This is a genomic window from Demequina sp. NBRC 110056, from assembly GCF_002090155.1.
GTDB lineage: Bacteria > Actinomycetota > Actinomycetes > Actinomycetales > Demequinaceae > Demequina.
The window spans coordinates 792,721-807,973 of sequence record NZ_BBRM01000002.1 but is presented as its reverse complement, the minus strand read 5'-3'; the positions used below and the strand labels follow the sequence as shown (position 1 = coordinate 807,973).

General features: G+C 72.3%; 17 protein-coding genes. 1 reads left to right on the top strand and 16 read right to left on the bottom strand.

The window, feature by feature from the left end; translation table 11 throughout:
- Positions 1–26 precede the first annotated feature (26 nt).
- The 10 genes from B7K25_RS03780 to pcaH all read right to left on the bottom strand — a co-directional run bounded on the left by B7K25_RS03780 (position 27) and on the right by pcaH (position 8,854).
- Positions 27–1,394 carry a CapA family protein gene (locus B7K25_RS03780; protein WP_084104528.1) on the bottom strand — a complete coding sequence of 456 codons (1,368 nt, stop codon included), beginning with the start codon at positions 1,392–1,394 and terminating at the stop codon, positions 27–29.
- A gap of 36 nt (positions 1,395–1,430) precedes the next feature.
- Complete coding sequence (locus B7K25_RS03775; protein WP_084104338.1) at positions 1,431–2,231, bottom strand: IclR family transcriptional regulator C-terminal domain-containing protein; 801 nt, start codon at positions 2,229–2,231, stop codon at positions 1,431–1,433.
- Between the two features lie 2 nt (positions 2,232–2,233).
- Positions 2,234–3,403 (bottom strand): thiolase family protein, encoded by a 1,170-nt coding sequence (locus B7K25_RS03770; RefSeq protein WP_084104336.1) that lies wholly within the window; start codon positions 3,401–3,403, stop codon positions 2,234–2,236.
- Entirely contained in the window at positions 3,400–4,074 is a 675-nt protein-coding gene (locus B7K25_RS03765) for a 3-oxoacid CoA-transferase subunit B (RefSeq protein WP_084104334.1), read from the bottom strand. The genes B7K25_RS03770 and B7K25_RS03765 overlap by 4 nt, the downstream gene beginning before the upstream one ends.
- A complete protein-coding gene (locus tag B7K25_RS03760) occupies positions 4,071–4,826 on the bottom strand; it encodes a 3-oxoacid CoA-transferase subunit A (RefSeq protein ID WP_084104332.1) in 756 nt (251 codons plus the stop codon). The genes B7K25_RS03765 and B7K25_RS03760 overlap by 4 nt, the downstream gene beginning before the upstream one ends.
- Positions 4,827–4,908: 82 nt before the next feature.
- Positions 4,909–5,349, bottom strand: a complete 441-nt coding sequence (gene pcaC, locus B7K25_RS03755; protein ID WP_084104330.1) for a 4-carboxymuconolactone decarboxylase — start codon at positions 5,347–5,349, stop codon at positions 4,909–4,911.
- Entirely contained in the window at positions 5,346–6,113 is a 768-nt protein-coding gene (locus B7K25_RS03750; protein ID WP_084104328.1) for an alpha/beta fold hydrolase, read from the bottom strand. The genes pcaC and B7K25_RS03750 overlap by 4 nt, the downstream gene beginning before the upstream one ends.
- Entirely contained in the window at positions 6,110–7,498 is a 1,389-nt protein-coding gene (locus B7K25_RS03745) for a lyase family protein (protein WP_084104326.1), read from the bottom strand. The genes B7K25_RS03750 and B7K25_RS03745 overlap by 4 nt, the downstream gene beginning before the upstream one ends.
- A complete protein-coding gene (gene pcaG, locus B7K25_RS03740) occupies positions 7,488–8,051 on the bottom strand; it encodes a protocatechuate 3,4-dioxygenase subunit alpha (RefSeq protein ID WP_084104324.1) in 564 nt (187 codons plus the stop codon). The genes B7K25_RS03745 and pcaG overlap by 11 nt, the downstream gene beginning before the upstream one ends.
- Entirely contained in the window at positions 8,048–8,854 is an 807-nt protein-coding gene (gene pcaH / locus B7K25_RS03735; protein ID WP_084104322.1) for a protocatechuate 3,4-dioxygenase subunit beta, read from the bottom strand. The genes pcaG and pcaH overlap by 4 nt, the downstream gene beginning before the upstream one ends.
- A gap of 99 nt (positions 8,855–8,953) precedes the next feature.
- Between pcaH and B7K25_RS03730 the strand changes: the two genes are divergently transcribed.
- Entirely contained in the window at positions 8,954–9,724 is a 771-nt protein-coding gene (locus tag B7K25_RS03730) for an IclR family transcriptional regulator (RefSeq protein WP_084104320.1), read from the top strand.
- Positions 9,725–9,730: 6 nt separating this feature from the next.
- Here B7K25_RS03730 and B7K25_RS03725 read toward each other — a convergent pair whose 3' ends face one another.
- The 6 genes from B7K25_RS03725 to B7K25_RS03700 are packed head-to-tail and all read right to left on the bottom strand — an operon-like array spanning position 9,731 to position 15,168.
- Positions 9,731–10,375: a TetR/AcrR family transcriptional regulator gene (locus B7K25_RS03725; RefSeq protein WP_234988061.1), complete on the bottom strand. Its 645-nt coding sequence runs from the start codon at positions 10,373–10,375 to the stop codon at positions 9,731–9,733.
- Between the two features lie 10 nt (positions 10,376–10,385).
- The gene (locus tag B7K25_RS03720) at positions 10,386–11,354 is read right to left on the bottom strand and encodes a phosphotriesterase (protein WP_084104316.1); all 969 of its coding nucleotides are present in this window, start codon (positions 11,352–11,354) and stop codon (positions 10,386–10,388) included.
- 13 nt (positions 11,355–11,367) lie between these two features.
- Positions 11,368–12,429, bottom strand: coding sequence for a DctP family TRAP transporter solute-binding subunit (locus B7K25_RS03715; protein WP_144018823.1), 1,062 nt, complete (start codon positions 12,427–12,429; stop codon positions 11,368–11,370).
- Positions 12,426–13,340 (bottom strand): shikimate dehydrogenase, encoded by a 915-nt coding sequence (locus tag B7K25_RS03710; protein WP_084104312.1) that lies wholly within the window; start codon positions 13,338–13,340, stop codon positions 12,426–12,428. The genes B7K25_RS03715 and B7K25_RS03710 overlap by 4 nt, the downstream gene beginning before the upstream one ends.
- A complete protein-coding gene (locus B7K25_RS03705; protein WP_084104310.1) occupies positions 13,337–14,611 on the bottom strand; it encodes a TRAP transporter large permease in 1,275 nt (424 codons plus the stop codon). The genes B7K25_RS03710 and B7K25_RS03705 overlap by 4 nt, the downstream gene beginning before the upstream one ends.
- Positions 14,608–15,168: a TRAP transporter small permease gene (locus tag B7K25_RS03700; protein WP_159450098.1), complete on the bottom strand. Its 561-nt coding sequence runs from the start codon at positions 15,166–15,168 to the stop codon at positions 14,608–14,610. The genes B7K25_RS03705 and B7K25_RS03700 overlap by 4 nt, the downstream gene beginning before the upstream one ends.
- Positions 15,169–15,253: the final 85 nt, after the last annotated feature.

Genomic DNA, 15,253 nt, shown 5'->3' with positions numbered 1-15,253 from the left:
GGCGCCCTGGCGCGACCGCGCGGGACCTACGCCCCCGGCTGCCACCACCGCAGGTGCGCGTACCCGTTGTCGGCGAGCTGCTCGGGCGGGGAGGTGCGCTCGGGCGCCTCGTCGCCCACCGCGTCGGCGACGCGGGCCAAGCGAGCCTTCGCCTCGGCCGCGCTGACGCTCGCCGATCCGGTGTCCACGATGTCGCGCAGCACCTGCATGGTGTGCGAGTCGAGGCGGTCGACCGTGACGCCGGTCCACTCGACGGACACGTCGACCCCGCCCTCGGGGTCCACGGTGATGGTCGAGGTGGTGATGTAGCCCGAGTTGCTCGCCGCCACGCAGCACTGCGTGTCCTGGTTCGACAGGAAGTTGCCGTGGCCGAAGGCGGTCCACATGCCCTTGCCGGACGGGCCGCCGGGCAGCAGCTCGATGGGCTGCGGGACGTGCGCGTGGTGGCCGATGTAGAGGTCCACGAGGCCGGAGTCCGCGATCTGCGAGGCGATGGACCGTTGCGCGTCGGTGGGCTCGGTGCGGTACTCGACGCAGCAGTGGACCGACGCGACGACGACGTCGGCGCCTTCGTCGCGAGCGCGCTGCGCCGCCTCGAGGATGGGCGTCACGTTCGCGTCGTCCGCATTGAAGGTGTCGACCGCCCAGGGCTTGCCCTCGGGCTTGGGCAGCCCGTTGAGGCCGTAGGTGAAGGAGATCGAGGCGACGTCGACCACGCGTCCCTCGGAGCGCACGGAGTACAGCTGCGTCGACAGCTGCTCGGTCTCGGTGCGCGCGGTGCCCGAGTGGCCCATGCGCGCCGCGTCGAACGCGTCGAGCGTCGCCTCGAGCCCCGCGAAGCCGCGGTCGACCGAGTGGTTCGACGCTACGGAGCAACCGGTCCAGCCCTCAGCGTCGAGCGCCGGGATGAGCTCCTGCGGCGCGCCGAACACCGGGTAGCCGCTGGGCTGCGTCCCCTCGGGAGCGATCGGCACCTCGATGTGGCAGATCGCCAGGTCCGCGCCGCTGACGTACGGCCGCACGTTCTCCATGAGCGGGGCGAAGTCGTAGCCCGAGCCGCCTGCCGCGCGCTGGGCAGAGCGCAGCACGGGCCCGTGCGTGAGGATGTCGCCTCCTGCGACGAGGGTGAAGGTCACGTCCGGCTCGGGCTCCGGAGTCTCGCTCGGCTCGACGGGGGGTGGCGCCGATGCGCTTGAAGGGGCGGTCGGAGAGGGGTCGCCGGCCGCGGTGGGGGCGTCGGCGAGGTCCGCGGGGGTGTTGTCCTCGCCGGCGCCCGTGCCGGCGATCGCGGCCCATCCGATCACCGCGAGGCCGATGCCGAGGATGCCGCCGGTGAGCGGACCGGCCCAGCGCCGCGGGTGGCTGCTGGCGTGGACGGGCGGCTGCGACGGCATGGCGCCCATTATCGCGGAGCGGGAGGGTTGCCTCGGTCAGCTGTGCGTGAGGGACACGCGGCGCATCTCGTCCTCGATGGCGCGGGCGGTGCGCTGCAGCGCGTGGACGAAGCCCTCGGTGGTCTCCGCGTCGCGGGGTGCGCCCGCTCCGGTCGCGACGTTGATGGCGGCGACGATGCCGTGCGGGCCGCGCACGGGCACGGCCACCGACCGCAGGCCCTCTTCGAGCTCCCCGTCCACGGCGGCCCACCCGTGGACCATCGTCTCCCGCAGGACGCCGAGCAGCGTCGAGAGGTCGATCTCGGTGCGGCTGGTGAGCCTTGCGAGGCCCGTCTGACGCAGGCGCTCCTCCCACGCGTCCTCCGGGAGGGACGCGAGCAGGACGCGTCCCATGGCGGCGGCGTGTGCCGGGAAGTGGGTGCCGACGGCGATGCGCACGCTCATGATGCGTCGCGCCTCCGCACGCGCCACGTAGACGATCCGAGCGCCGTCGAGCACGGCGGCCGAGACGGACTCTCCCAGCTCTGCGGCGAGCGCCTCCAGGTGGGGCTGGGCCACCTCCGGGAGGGACAGCGACGACAGGTAGCTGACGCCCAGCTCGAGCACCTGCGGCGTCAGGCGATAGGCGCGGGCCTCGCTCGTGACGTAGCCCAGGGACTCGAGGGTGAGCAGGAAGCGCCGCGCGGCGGCGCGAGAGATGCCCGCGTGCTCGGCCACCTCCGAGAGCGTCATCGCCGGACGCTCGCCCGAGAAGGCCCGGATCACGCTGAGGCCGCGGGCGAGGGACTGGACGAAGGTCGCGGAGTCCTCGGAGGTCGCGGCGGTGGAGTCGTCCATCCCTACCTCTCGATGACGACGGCGAGGCCCTGGCCCACGCCGATGCAGATCGCGGCGACGGCCACGCCGCCGCCGCGGCTCGCCAGGTGGTGAGCCGCGCGGCCCACGATACGCGCCCCCGACGCGCCGAGCGGGTGCCCGATGGCGATGGCGCCTCCGTGGACGTTGAGCCGCTCGGGGTCGAGGTCGGGCCACAGCCGCAGGCAGGCGAGCGACTGCGAGGCGAAGGCCTCGTTGAGCTCGACGACGTCCACGTCGTCCCAGGTCCTTCCGGCGCGTGCGAGGGCACGGTTCGCGGCCTCGACCGGTGCGACGCCGAAGACGTCGGGGTCGTTGCCGGCGACGCCGCGCCCGGTGATGGTGGCGAGCGGCTCCACGTCGAGCGCGCCTGGCGCGCCCACGAGGATCGCGCTCGCGCCGTCGCTCAGCGGAGACGAGTTGCCGGCGGTGACCGTGCCGTCCGCCGCGAAGGCCGGCGATAGGGTCGCGAGCGCCTCCGAGGACGAGTCGGGCCGGATCGACTCGTCGCGCGGCAGCGGATGTTCAGCGATCTGGACGATCTCGTCGTCGAACACGCCCTCGTCCCACGCCAGCGCCGCGAGCCGATGGCTGCGGACAGCGAACGCGTCCTGGTCCTCGCGGGAGATCCCGTAGATGCTCGCGAGCCGCTCCGCGCTCTCGCCGTTCGAGATCGACCACTCCGCTGGGAAGCGGGGGTTGACCATGCGCCACCCGATGGAGGTGCTCCACAGGGTCTGGTTCGCCGCCGGGAAGGCGCGGGGCGACTTCTCGAGGACGAAGGGTGCGCGCGTCATCGACTCCACGCCGCCCGCGACGACGAGCGACGCGTCCTCGGCGATGACTGCTCGGCTCGCGTGGATGATCGCGTCGAGGCTCGATCCGCACAGGCGGTTGACCGTGGTGCCGGGCACGCTCGTCGGGAGGCCCGCGAGCAGAGCGCCGAAGCGCGCCACGTCGCGGTTGTCCTCGCCTGCCTGGTTCGCGTCGCCCATGATGACGTCGTCGATCGAGGCCGGGTCGAGTCCCGACCGCTCGACGATCGCGCCGATCACGGTCGCCGCGAGGTCGTCCGGACGCACCTGCGCCAGCCCGCGCCCGTGGCGTCCGAAGGGCGTGCGCACCGCGTCGTAGATCACCGGCGCCGTGCTCATGTCTGGTCCTCCTGTCGAGCGTCGACGAGGTCGAGGTCGAGCGTGGCGCGCAGCCAACGGACGTCCGCGTCGCCGTAGATCTCGTCGAGCGCGAAGCGCCCGTCGGTGATGGTGAACGCCCCATGGTCGGTGAACACCCGGGTGACGCACGCGACCCCCGTCAGGGGATAGGTGCAGTCCTGCACGAGCTTGGGGGTGCCGTCGCGGGTGAGCAGGTCCGTCATGACCACGACCTCGCGCGCGCCGGTGGCCAGGTCCATCGCGCCGCCGACGGCGGGGATCGCGCCGGGCGCTCCGGTGGACCAGTTGGCGAGGTCTCCTCGCTGGGAGACCTGGTAGGCGCCGAGGACGCAGAGGTCGACGTGGCCCCCGCGCATCATGGCGAAGGAGTCCGCGTGGTGGAAGTAGGAGGCGCCCAGCACGGCCGTGACAGCCTGCTTGCCGGCGTTGATGAGGTCCGGGTCGACGTGCTCGGGCGCAGGCGCGGCGCCCATTCCGAGCATGCCGTTCTCGGTGTGGAGCATGATCTCGACCCCGTCCGGGAGGTGGTCGGCGACGGCCGTGGGGGCGCCGATGCCGAGGTTGACGCACGCGCCGTCGGGGATGGCCGCGGCGACCTTGGCGGCGACCTCCGCTCGGCTGAGCCCGGTCGGGCGCTGGGGCGTCGTCATGCCGTGGCCTCCTTCGTCGTGGGCTGTGACAGTGGCTCGCCGTTGACCGTGACGCCTCCGACGAATGCGCCGTCGCGGAGCCACGGGCGCTCGCCGACCTCGACCACGCGGTCGACGTGGACGCCCGGGGTGACGATCGCCTCGGGGTCGAGCGCGCCCAGCTCCACGATCTCGTCGACCTGGGCGATCGTCGTGCGTGCGGCCGTCGCCATGATCGGCCCGAAGTTGCGCGCCGTCCTGCGGAACACGAGGTTGCCCCAGCGGTCGGCCGCGAGCCCCGCGATGAGGGCGTAGTCAGCGGCGAGGGCGTGCTCGAGCACGTGCTCCCTGCCGTCGATGACCCGCGACTCCTTGCCCTCGGCCAGCGGGGTGCCGACGCCCGTCGGGCAGTAGAAGGCAGGGATGCCGGCGCCGGCGGCGCGGATGCGTTCCGCGAGGGTGCCCTGGGGGACCAGCTCGAGCTCGACCTCGCCTGCGCGGTAGAGGCCGTCGAAGACCCACGAATCGTGTTGACGGGGGAACGAGCACACCATCTTGCGCACGCGTCCGGCCGCGAGCAGCGCAGCGAGCCCCGTATCGCCGTTGCCGGCGTTGTTGTTCACGACGGTGAGGTCGCGAGCGCCCTGGGCGATGAGGCCGTCGATGAGCTCGACCGGTTGGCCGGCGCGCCCGAATCCGCCGACGAGGATCACCGCGCCATCGTGGATGTCCTCGAGGGCCTCGGTGACGGTGTCGCGGCGCTTGTCGATCATGGACTCTCCTTTGGGTGATGCGATGCGCAGGGCCTCACGACCTCACGCGCGTTCGCAAAGCGAACGAGCCTGCGCTATGCGGTCAGTCTAGCGTCTGTGCGGTGCCGGGGTGGCCGTCATCGCTGGTCTCGTCGGCACGGAGCGCGCGCTCGGCGACCGCGAACGCCTGGTGCGCGGCGGGCACTCCGGCGTAGATGGCGGACTGCAGGATCACCTCTTTGATCTCGTCCACCGTGAGCCCGTTGCGGAGTGCTGCGCGCACGTGCATCTCGAGCTCGTGGTGGTGGCCGAGTGCGATGAGCTGGCTGAGCACGGCGATGGAACGGTCGCGCCGGCTCAGGCCGGGCCGCGACCACACATCGCCCCACGCGGTGCGCGTGATGAAGTCCTGGAAGTCCGCGGTGAAGTCGGACGCGCGCCGCCCTGCGGCGTCGACGTGCGCGTCGGAGAGCACGGCCCGGCGCACCGCCATGCCGCGCTCGCGGCGCTCGCTGTCCGAGAGGTCGGCTGGACCGTCGGTCATGGGTGTCCCTCCAGGTGGGTGATGAGCGCGTCGGCGACCGCCTGCGGCGCATCGACGGGGGCGAGGTGTGAGGCGCCTGCGATGCCCTGCGCTCGACCGCGGCGCACCCCGTGCGCGACCTCGGCGGCGCAGGCCTCCGGAGTGACGGGATCGAGGTCGCCCCACAGTGCGAGCGTGGGAGCCTCGACCTCGCCCAGGTGCTCGCGGGCGTCGAAGCGGGCGAGTGCCTCGCAGCATCGTGCGTACGATGCGTCGTCCGCGTCCCGCAGGCCGTGCAGGAGACGGCCGACGAGGTCCGGTCGACGGCCGATGGTCTCGGGCGCGAACCATCGTGAGGCGGCGCCCGTGACGAGCGCCGCCGTCCCGGTCGACCTCACCTGCGCGGCCCGGTCCTCCCACGCCTGCGGCTCGCCGAACGCGGCGGCGGAGCACACCACCGCCAACGAGGCCACGAGGTGAGGGTGGCGCCGTGCGAGCTCGAGACCGACGGCGCCGCCGAGCGACACGCCGGCGTAGGCCACCGGACCAGGCAGCGCCGCGGCGAGCGCATCGGCCAGGTCGGCGACGGTGAAGGGAGAGTCGGACGCCGGCGCGGTCCCATGGCCCGGCAGGTCCCAGTGGACCAGCGTGAACCGTGCCGCGAGCCGTGCCTCCGCGTCCTCCCACACCTGCGCGGAGACCGTGCCGAGCGAGGGGCCGAGCACCAGCGGCGGCCGCGCGGCGTCCGCCCCGTGGGCGTCCACGCGAATCGAGACGGTCGTCACGGCCGGCCGCCTCGCACGTGAGCGGGGTCGACGAGCCCCAGATACGAGTGCGGATCGAGGAGCTCGTCGATCCTGTCCGACTCCCACGCGGTCTCGGCGGCGATGGCGGCATGGGCCTCTTCGCGAGAGCCGAGGGCAGCGGTGACGCGTGCCAGCGCGTCGGGAGCGAGCGCGTCGCGCAGGTGCGCGGCGATGCGCTCGCTCAGGAGCGCCGCGCCGGCGCTGTCGACGTGCGCCCGCGCGGCCACGGGGTCCACGGCGAGGCCCTCGACGAGTGCCTGCCCGGTGACCGCGCTCGCGACGGTGAGGGCGAGCAGCTCCTGGAGCGGGCGCCACTCGGCGTGCCACGCTCCGTCGGGTCGCTCATCGATCGCGGTCGCGGCGCAGGTGTGGAGCGTCATGGCCAGCGCGGGGGCGCGGAGGGCTCCGGCGCGCACGAGCACCGCGCGGACGGGGTTGCGCTTGTGGGGCATCGCCGATGAGCCGCCGCCCGAGGTGTCGATCACCTCGCCGATCTCCGGCCGTCCGAGCAGCGCGACATCGCTCGCGATGGTTCCCAGCGCATCGGTGCACCTCACGAGCGCGTCCCCGAGAGCGGTGACGGGCCCGCGGGAGGTGTGCCACGGACCCGCGGGCGTCTCCAGGCCGAGCCTCTCGGCGAGCGCGGCGGGCAGGGTCGCTGCGGCGAGGCGGGCGTCCTCCACCGCGAGTCCCTCCGCTCGCGAGATCTCGACGAACGAGGCGAGCGTGCCTCCCGCTCCGCCGAGCTGGACGGGGAGGCGGGCGGCGCCGAGCAGTCCGACGCGGGCCTGCTCGACCATCGCGGCCCACGCGTCGAAGCGTGCGCCGAGGGTGGTGGGGACTGCGGGCTGCGTCAGCGTTCGCGCGACCGCGAGGTCGCTCGCGTGGAGCGCCGCGCGCCTCCTGAGCTCCGTGACCGTCGCGGCGAGTGCCGCGTCGATGCTGGCGGCGGCCGTCCGCGCGACCACCATCAGCGCGGAGTCGACGACGTCCTGGGTGGTCGGGCCGCGGTGGACCCAGCGCCGGGCCTCCGGGGGCGCCTCGGCGCGCAGCAGGTCGACCAGAGGCAGCACGGGCGCGCCGGAGCCCGCCGATGCGCGTGCGAGCTCGGAGGCGGTGCATGCGAGCGAGTCGCTCGCGAAGGGCGAGCCGGGCGCGTCGACGCTTGCGCGAATCCGCTCGGCCGCGACGGCCGCGCTCGGCACGGACTCGGCCCACGCCTCGACCAGAGCGACCTCGACCTCGACCATCGCCGCGACCACGGCGGCATCGGAGGTGCCTCCCGCATCGGCCGCGCCACTCGCATCGGACGCCCGGAGGGGGTCGAGGAGCGGCGCGTGCGCGTGGAACTGCTCAGAAGACAAGGAACACCGTCTCCCGTTCGCCCTGAAGGCGAATGTCGTGGACCAGATGGCCCTCGGCGGTGCGGACGGCCGTCAACGTCGCCGCCTCGTCCTGATCGAGCGAGGCCAGGAGCGGGTCGCTCGCGAGCGCATCGGCGTCGCCAGGGACATAGATGCGGGTGGCCAGGCGCGCCGAGAGACCCCGCGCGAACACGCCGACGGCGAAGAACGCCGCTCCGCCGGCCGCGGTGGGCGCCGGCTCCGTGGTCCAGAACAGGTAGCGGCCGTCGTCGTCCGTGAAGGCGCGCCCGAAGCCCGTGAAGCGCAGGCCGTCCCGTCTGAGGCTCCCGCGCTCGCGCGGGATCTCGCCCCCGGCTGTCGCCGAGAAGATCTCGATGACCCCGTCCGGCACCGGCGCGCCGGCGCCGTCGAGGAGGCGTCCGCTGAGCGTGATGGCGCCGTCGCTGTGGGGGTGGGCGACCTGATGCATGTCGGGATACTCGAGCCCGAACGCGAAGAAGGGTCCGACCGTCTGGTGCGGCGTCGGAGCGAGGCTGACGTCCGATGCGCTCATGCCGGCTCCCCGTCCCGCTCGAACCACGTCGCGTCGGGTCCGTCCACCACGATGTCGAACCGGTAGGCGATCGAGAACTCCGGCACGTTCGCGTCGTGGTCGTAGGCGGCGACCAGTCGGTCGCGATCGGCCTGGCGGTGGATCGAGTTGTAGATGGGGTCCAGGGGGAACATGGGGTCCCCCGGGAAGTACATCTGGGTGACGAGGCGCTGGAGGAACGCGCGGCCGAAGACCGAGAAGTGGATGTGCGCCGGACGCCAGGCGTTCGCGTGGTTGCGCCACGGGTACGCGCCGGGCTTGATCGTCGTGAACGAGTAGCGGCCCTGGTCGTCCGTGATGATGCGCCCCGCGCCGGTGAAGTGGGGGTCGAGCGGGGCGGCGTGGCGGTCACGTTGGTGCACGTAGCGGCCCGACGCGTTCGCCTGCCACACCTCGACCAGCTGGGATCGCAGCGGCCTCCCGCGGCCGTCCATGAGCGTTCCGGTGACCGTCATGCGCTCGCCCTGCGGCTCACCGGTGTGATGCGCGGTCAGGTCCGCCTCGACGCCAGCGACGTCGTGCTCGCCGAATGCGGGGGAGTGCAGCTCGACCGCCTCGGGGTCCGCCAGGCGCGGATTCTTGGTGGGATGGCGCAGCAGGCTCGAGCGATACGGCGCGAAGTCGACGGCGGTCGCGGGGGCGGAGTCGCCGAGCGCCGCGAGCTCGCGGTGGCGCCGGGCGATCGCGGCGCTCATGTCGGCCTGCGTCGGGACGGTGTCGGGCGCGGGCGCCCTCTCGGGCGCGACCGTGGGGACTGTTGCCATCGTGGCTCCTTCGTGCGGCTTCGTTGCCCTCTCAGTGTCGTGCGAGTAGCGTCGCGAGGAGTGAAAGTTCTCATTGAACGGGAAGCGAGGTGAGGCGCGGTGGCGAACTCTGCGAGCGGCGAGTCGGTGACGGAGAGACTCGTGCGCGTCCTGGCGACCTTCTCGTCGGACCGCACGGCGCAGACCCCGTCGGAGATCGCGCGTCGCGCCCACCTCCCGATGTCGACCGCGCACCGGATCGTCGAGGACCTCACGACTGCAGGCCTGCTCGACCGCGACCCGCGAGGCGAGGTGCGACTCGGGCTGCGGCTGTGGGAGCTCGCCCACCGTGGCTCCGAGGTGCTGCGCCTGCGCGAGGCGGCGCGCGGACCGATGGAGCAGGTGCAGGCGAGCATCCGCGAGCACACGCAGCTTGCCGTCCTGGAGAACGGCGAGGCGCTCATCGTCGAGCGGCTCTCCGACCCGCAGGCGGGCCTCAACATCGCCCGTGTCGCGAGCCGCCTTCCGTTGCACGCGACCTCATCGGGGCTGGTGCTGCTCGCCCACGCCCCCGATGACGTGCGCGAGCAGGTCGTGCAGGGCCCGTTGCGGCGCCACACCGCCCACACCCTCGTCGACCCCCAGGCCGTGCGTCACGCGCTGGCCGAGGTGCGTGCGACGGGGTGGGCGATCTGCCCGGGCATGGTGTCGGAGGCGTCGACCGGGGTGGCCGTGCCGGTGCGAGCGGGCGCCGGGCGCGGGGCGCCGGTCGTCGCGGCCTTGTCGGTGGTCCTGCCGCGCGAGGCCGAGGCGCCCAGGGCGGTGGCGGCAGTTCTCGCGCGCGCGGCGCGGCTCATCTCGAGTGCGCTTCCCGATGGTCGGGCCGCCTGAGTCGGGCTAGCGGCCGGCGATCCCGCTGGTCAGCCACCCGACGACGATGTCGCCGATCATCGAGCGGTGGTGATCGCGCAGGTCCGGGTCGAGCATGTCGCGCTCGAACAGAAACCCGAAGGTATGGCGGTTGGCGACCTGGAAGAAGCAGTACGCGCTGATGGCGATGTGCACGTCGAGCGGGTCCACGTCGGTGCGAAGCGAACCGTCCGCACGGCCTCTCTCGAGCACCCCGTCGAGGATGCCCAGCGCGTTGCGGTTCAGCGACCGCAGGCTGTCGAGCCGTCGGATGAAGTCGCCGCGGTGGATGTTCTCGATCGCGACGAGTCGGATGAACGCGGTGTGGTTGAGGTGGTGGTCGTAGGTCAGCTCGGCGAGTCGCCGCACGCCCTCGACGGGGTCGAGGTCGCCCACGTGGAGCGACTCCTCCGCCTCGCGGATCCCGCGGTAGGCCTTCTCGAGGACAGCCAGGTAGAGCTGCTCCTTGCCGCCGAAGTAGTAGTAGATCATCCGCTTCGTGGTGCGGGTCCTGCTCGCGATCTCGTCGACGCGGGTGCCCGAGTAGCCGGACTCCGCGAACGCCTCCGTCGCCACGTCGAGGAGCTCGGCGCGCGTGCGCTCGGCGTCGCGTCGTCGCGGTGTCTCGGTCACGCTCCCCACCCTAGTGACCAGCGAGGATTCGACGCGGATTGTCGATCATCATGGTGGCGAGGGTGCCCTCCGAGACTCCGCGCTCGCGCAGCGCCGGAAGGATCGTCCGATGCAGGTGCTCCATGTGCCAGTGGGGCGTGTGGGTGGCTCGCCACGACGGCGGGGTCACCCGGCTGTGCACCGCCGCGTCGTGCGAGAGCACCACGCGATCGGCGTACCCGAGCTCGATGAGCCGGACGAGGTTGTCGACGCGGCGGGCGTCCGGCGCCGTGTGCTCCATGCCGAATCGGTCGAAGCCCAAGAACGAGCCGCGGTCCGCGATCCGACGCAGAAGGGTGAGGTCGCTCCCATCGCCGGCGTGGCCGATCACCACGCGCGTCAGGTCCACCCCGAGCGACTCGAGGAGATCCTGCTGATCGGGGCCGCCTCCGGCCAGCGGGTCCGAGTGCGTCGTGATGGGCGCGCCCGTCTCCGCATGGGCGTGCGCTGCCGCGGCGAACACCCGCCGCACGTCCTCGGTGATCCCCGATCCGGCCGACGCGACCTTGATCATCCCCGCGCGCACCTCGGTCCCCGCGATGCCCCGGGTGAGGTCTGCCACGAAGAGGGCGGAGAGCAGATCCGGGCCGTCGACGAGACGGCCGGGTCCCTGTGCCTGCAGCGCGGGTGGGAGGACGGTCGTCGTGTACCACCCCGTGGAGGCGACGATCGCGACCGGGCTACGGCGGGCGACCTCGCCGACCAGGGTCGCGTCCCGTCCGATGCCGGGGACCGTGAGGTCCACGAGGGTGCGGACGCCGTGAGCGAAGAGGCGCTTCAGGAGCTCCACCGCGCGCTCGACGGCGCCCTGCGCGTCCCACTCGGGATCGGGCAGGACGCCGTCGAGCTCCGGCTGTCGCACGAACAGGTGCTCGTGCATGAGCGTGACCCCCAGGTCCGCGGCGTGGGTGTCGCCGGAGTAGGTGGCTACTGTCCCCACGCCGCGGATCCGGTCAGGGCGCGGTCGCGCGGATCGCGTTGAAGACCTCGAGCGACTCGCCCGTGAAGGTCTCCTCCAGGTACGTGACGGCCATCTCGGAGAAGGCGTCGCGGTCGACGTCGTCGACGATCTCCCACTCGCCCTCGGCGCGCCACGCGTCGAGGGTCTCGGTCTCCGCCTCCGCGACGCACGCGGTGACCGCGTCGACGGCGGCGAGGGTCGCCGCCGACAGCGCGTCCTGCTGCTCCGTGCTGAGCTCCTCCCAGATCGGGCTGACGATCACGAGGTTCGTGTTGAGCTGGTGCGCGGACAGGCTCAGGTAGTCCTGCACCTCCTTGAGGTTCGAGGCGTCGATGTTGGTGATCGGGTTCTCCTGGCCGTCGACCGTGCCCTGTTGCAGCGCCAGGTAGAGCTCCTCGTATGCGACCTCGGTGGCGGTCGCGCCGAGGGCCTCGGCATTCATGAGGTACTGCGGCGATCCGGGGAAGCGCATCCTCAGCCCCTCGAGGTCGTCGGGGGTGCGGATCGGGTCGTTCGCGGTGAAATGGCGCGCTCCGGCGGACCAGACGCCGAGGGTCTGCACACCCGTCTCGGTGGCGAAGCCCTCGATCAGGACGCCGGACTCCTCGCTGGCCATGAACGCCGCGAGGTGGGTCTCGTCGTCGAAGGCGAACGCCGAGTCGAGCACGCTGATCGGCTCGTAGACCGCGCCCAGAGCGGAGGCGCCCTGGATGTCGATGTCGATGTCGCCGGAGACGACGGACGCGATGCGGTCCGCGTCGCCGCCGAGCTGGCTCGACGGGAAGATCTCGACGGTGAGGCCGACGTTCGCGGCGGCGACCTCGTCGGCGATGACCTGCGCGCCGCAGGCGTGCTGCGGCTGGTCCTCGGTGTAGCTGTGCGCGAGCGTGAGCTCGATGGTCTCCTGCTCAGCAGGCGGAGCCGACGACTCCTCGGGTGCCGCGCTGTCGGTCGGATCCGTGGCCGGGTCCTCGGACGAGCAGGCAGCGAGAAGGAGAGCCGGCGCGGCCGCGAGGGCCACCCAGCGAGTGCGCATCGGACGTGGTGACGTCATTGTTCCTGTCCTTTCATGGGTGCCGCTGGGGCAGTGGTTGCGGCCGCCTCGGCGGCGACCATCTCTGTCAGATCGGCGAGCATGGCGCGCCGATCGGCAGTCTCTGAGGTGAACAGCTCGAACGCGTCGGCTGCCTGGTGCATCGCCATGCCGAGCCCGGTCATGACGGTGCAGCCCCGGGCGCGTGCCCGGGTGATGAGCTCCGTCTCGACCGGCCGGTAGACGACGTCGGCGACGAAGGTCGTGGGGGAGAGGAGATCAACGTCGATGGCGCATCCGGGCAGGTGGGCCATGCCGACGGGGGTGGCGTTGATCACCAGGTCCGCGCCGCGGAGTGCCTCCTCGGCGTCCTCCGGCATACGTGTCGTCGCCTCGCCGACTCCGGTCGCGGTGTCCGCGAGCTCCGCGGCGCGCGCGGTGTCCTCGTCGACGATCGTGAGCCGGGCGATCCCGCGGTCCGCGAGAGCGGCGGCGACCGCGCACCCGGCGCCGCCCGCGCCGACGAGCACCGCCCGCTCGAAGGAACGGCCGGCGGCGGCGTCCGACAGCGACGCGGCGAACCCCGTCACATCCGTGTTGTGACCGACGGCGCCGTCGGCCGTGAACAGGACGGTGTTGACCGCGCCGACGGCGGTGGCGCTGGGAGCGAGGCGGTCGAGCGCGCCCATCACGGTGCGCTTGACGGGGTGGGTGACGTTGAGCCCGTCGAAGCCGAGCCTCCTCGCCGACTCGAGGAGCGCGTGCAGGGCGCCGACCCCGCTCTCCGCGTTCGTCAGCTCGATCGTCCGGTAGACGTACGCGAAGCCGTGGCGCGCACCCTCCCGCTCGTGCATCGGCGGCGTGAGCGAGGTGGAGATTCCCTCGCCGACGAGCCCGACGAGGCGGGTGCGGGCGTCTGCTGGTGTCGTCATAGTCCGAGCGCCTTCGGCAGCCAGGTGACGACGTCAGGGAACAGGATGATGATCGCGACGATGCACACGGAGGGGATGAGGAACGGGATCGAGCCGCGGAACACCTCGCCGACCTTGGTCTTCGACACGTGTGCCGTGACGAACAGCACCGTGCCGACCGGCGGTGTGAGCAGCCCGATCATGAGCGAGACGATCAGCAGGACGCCCATGGTGATGGGGTCCACGCCGAACTCGCGGGCGATGGGCAGGAGGATCGGGACGACGAGCACCAGGATCGCGGTGGCATCGATGACGGTGCCGAGGATCAGCATCATGAGCGCGGCGAGCGCGAGGAACACCATCGGGCTGTCCGTCACCGCCAGCACGGCCTCGGTGAGCATCTGCGGCAGCCGCTCGCGCGCCAGGATGTAGCCCAGCAGCGATGCTGACGCGACGATGAGCATGATCGAGGCGGTGGTGGTGACGGCGTCCTTCACCGCGCTCGCGAACCCGCCCCAGTTGAGGGTCCGGTGCAGCAGGCCGACGATGATGATCCACACGACGCCGATCGCCGCGGCCTCGGTGGGGGTGAAGAAGCCGCCGAGGATCCCGCCGAGGATGATGATGGGGGCCAGCATCGGCAGCAGGACACCCGGCACCGAGGCCCGCAGCTCGGCGCGGTCGAAGGTGTCCGTCGTGATCGACCGATCGCGGCGCACCAGGACGAAGACGACGATGCACAGGCCGACCGCCATCGCGATCGCCGGCACTACCGAGGCGGCGAACAGAGCGCCGGTCGAGACGGCGGCGAGCCCGGCGTAGATCACCGCGGGGATCGACGGCGGCATGACGGGGGCGACGAGCGACGACGAGGCGGACACGCCCGTGGCGAACCGTCGCGAGTAGCCCGCCTTGAGCATCGCAGGGATCTGGACCTTGCCCAGCGCGGCCGCGTCGGCGACCGCCGAGCCGCTCATCCAGGAGAAGCCCACCGAGGTGCCGACGGCGACGTACCCGAGGCTTCCGCGCACCTTGGCGAGAGCGGCGAGAGCGAACCTGAAGAACTTCTCCGCGATGCCGGTGTGGTTCGCGAGCGTCCCGAGCAGGACGAAGAGCGGCACCGCCAGCAGCGGGAAGCTGGCGGCCGAGTTGGTGACGTGGCGCAGCGCGGAGCCCGTGGACTGCTCCATCATCGCCATGTAGACGAGCGATGGTCCCAGGAACGCGAAGGCGACGGGCACGCGCAGCAGGAGCAGCACGGCGATGCCGATGCCGAGGAGCGCAAGCGTCATGACGCCACCTCCTGAGCGTCGCTCACGGGCTGCTCCGCCTCCGGCGGCGGGGGAGGGCCGTAGCGGGCGACCTCGTACGCGGCGAGCAGCGCGCGCACCACGGTCATCGCGGCGCCGAACAGCACCGGGATGTACACCCACGACATCGGCATCCTCAGCACCGGGGACTTGATGATGCTCTGCGTCTCGACGAGAGCCCAGGCCTCGAGCGCGAGCCCCACGCCGGTCGCGGCGACGACCACGAGCGCGAGGGTCTGCGCTGCGCGGACCACGGACGGCCACGGCAGGGTGTCGACGACCTCGAGCGCGATGTGGCCCCGTGCCGTGACCAGCCAGCCCATCACCGCGAAGGTGAGCCACACCAGCGAGAACCGCGCGATCTCTCCGGTCCACGCGATCTGGTCGATGGGGAGGTAGCGCTGCAGGGCCTGGAAGAACACGAGCACCAGGATCGTCAGCAGCGACAACGCCCCGATGCCGAGCTCGAGGAAGCCGAGGACGCGCAGGGTTGCGGCGACGGGGCGGGGCTGCCCCTCACGTCGTGGATCGTCGGTCACGAGACACCTTTGTTCGTTCCGTCTTGAGCGCCTCGGGGGAGGCGCCTCGCCGCTAATGTACTGGTTGGTACACAGCGGTGCAAGG

Bases quoted from the DNA above. Each gene is read 5' to 3' on its own strand.
- B7K25_RS03760 (WP_084104332.1), bottom strand. From the start codon at position 4,826: ATGATCGACAAGCGCCGCGACACCGTCACCGAGGCCCTCGAGGACATC.
- B7K25_RS03775 (WP_084104338.1), bottom strand. From the start codon at position 2,231: ATGGACGACTCCACCGCCGCGACCTCCGAGGACTCCGCGACCTTCGTC.
- B7K25_RS03780 (WP_084104528.1), bottom strand. From the start codon at position 1,394: ATGCCGTCGCAGCCGCCCGTCCACGCCAGCAGCCACCCGCGGCGCTGG.
- pcaC (WP_084104330.1), bottom strand. From the start codon at position 5,349: ATGACCGACGGTCCAGCCGACCTCTCGGACAGCGAGCGCCGCGAGCGC.
- B7K25_RS03765 (WP_084104334.1), bottom strand. From the start codon at position 4,074: ATGACGACGCCCCAGCGCCCGACCGGGCTCAGCCGAGCGGAGGTCGCC.
- B7K25_RS03705 (WP_084104310.1), bottom strand. From the start codon at position 14,611: ATGACGCTTGCGCTCCTCGGCATCGGCATCGCCGTGCTGCTCCTGCTG.
- pcaG (WP_084104324.1), bottom strand. From the start codon at position 8,051: ATGAGCGCATCGGACGTCAGCCTCGCTCCGACGCCGCACCAGACGGTC.
- pcaH (WP_084104322.1), bottom strand. From the start codon at position 8,854: ATGGCAACAGTCCCCACGGTCGCGCCCGAGAGGGCGCCCGCGCCCGAC.
- B7K25_RS03715 (WP_144018823.1), bottom strand. From the start codon at position 12,429: ATGACGTCACCACGTCCGATGCGCACTCGCTGGGTGGCCCTCGCGGCC.
- B7K25_RS03710 (WP_084104312.1), bottom strand. From the start codon at position 13,340: ATGACGACACCAGCAGACGCCCGCACCCGCCTCGTCGGGCTCGTCGGC.
- B7K25_RS03770 (WP_084104336.1), bottom strand. From the start codon at position 3,403: ATGAGCACGGCGCCGGTGATCTACGACGCGGTGCGCACGCCCTTCGGA.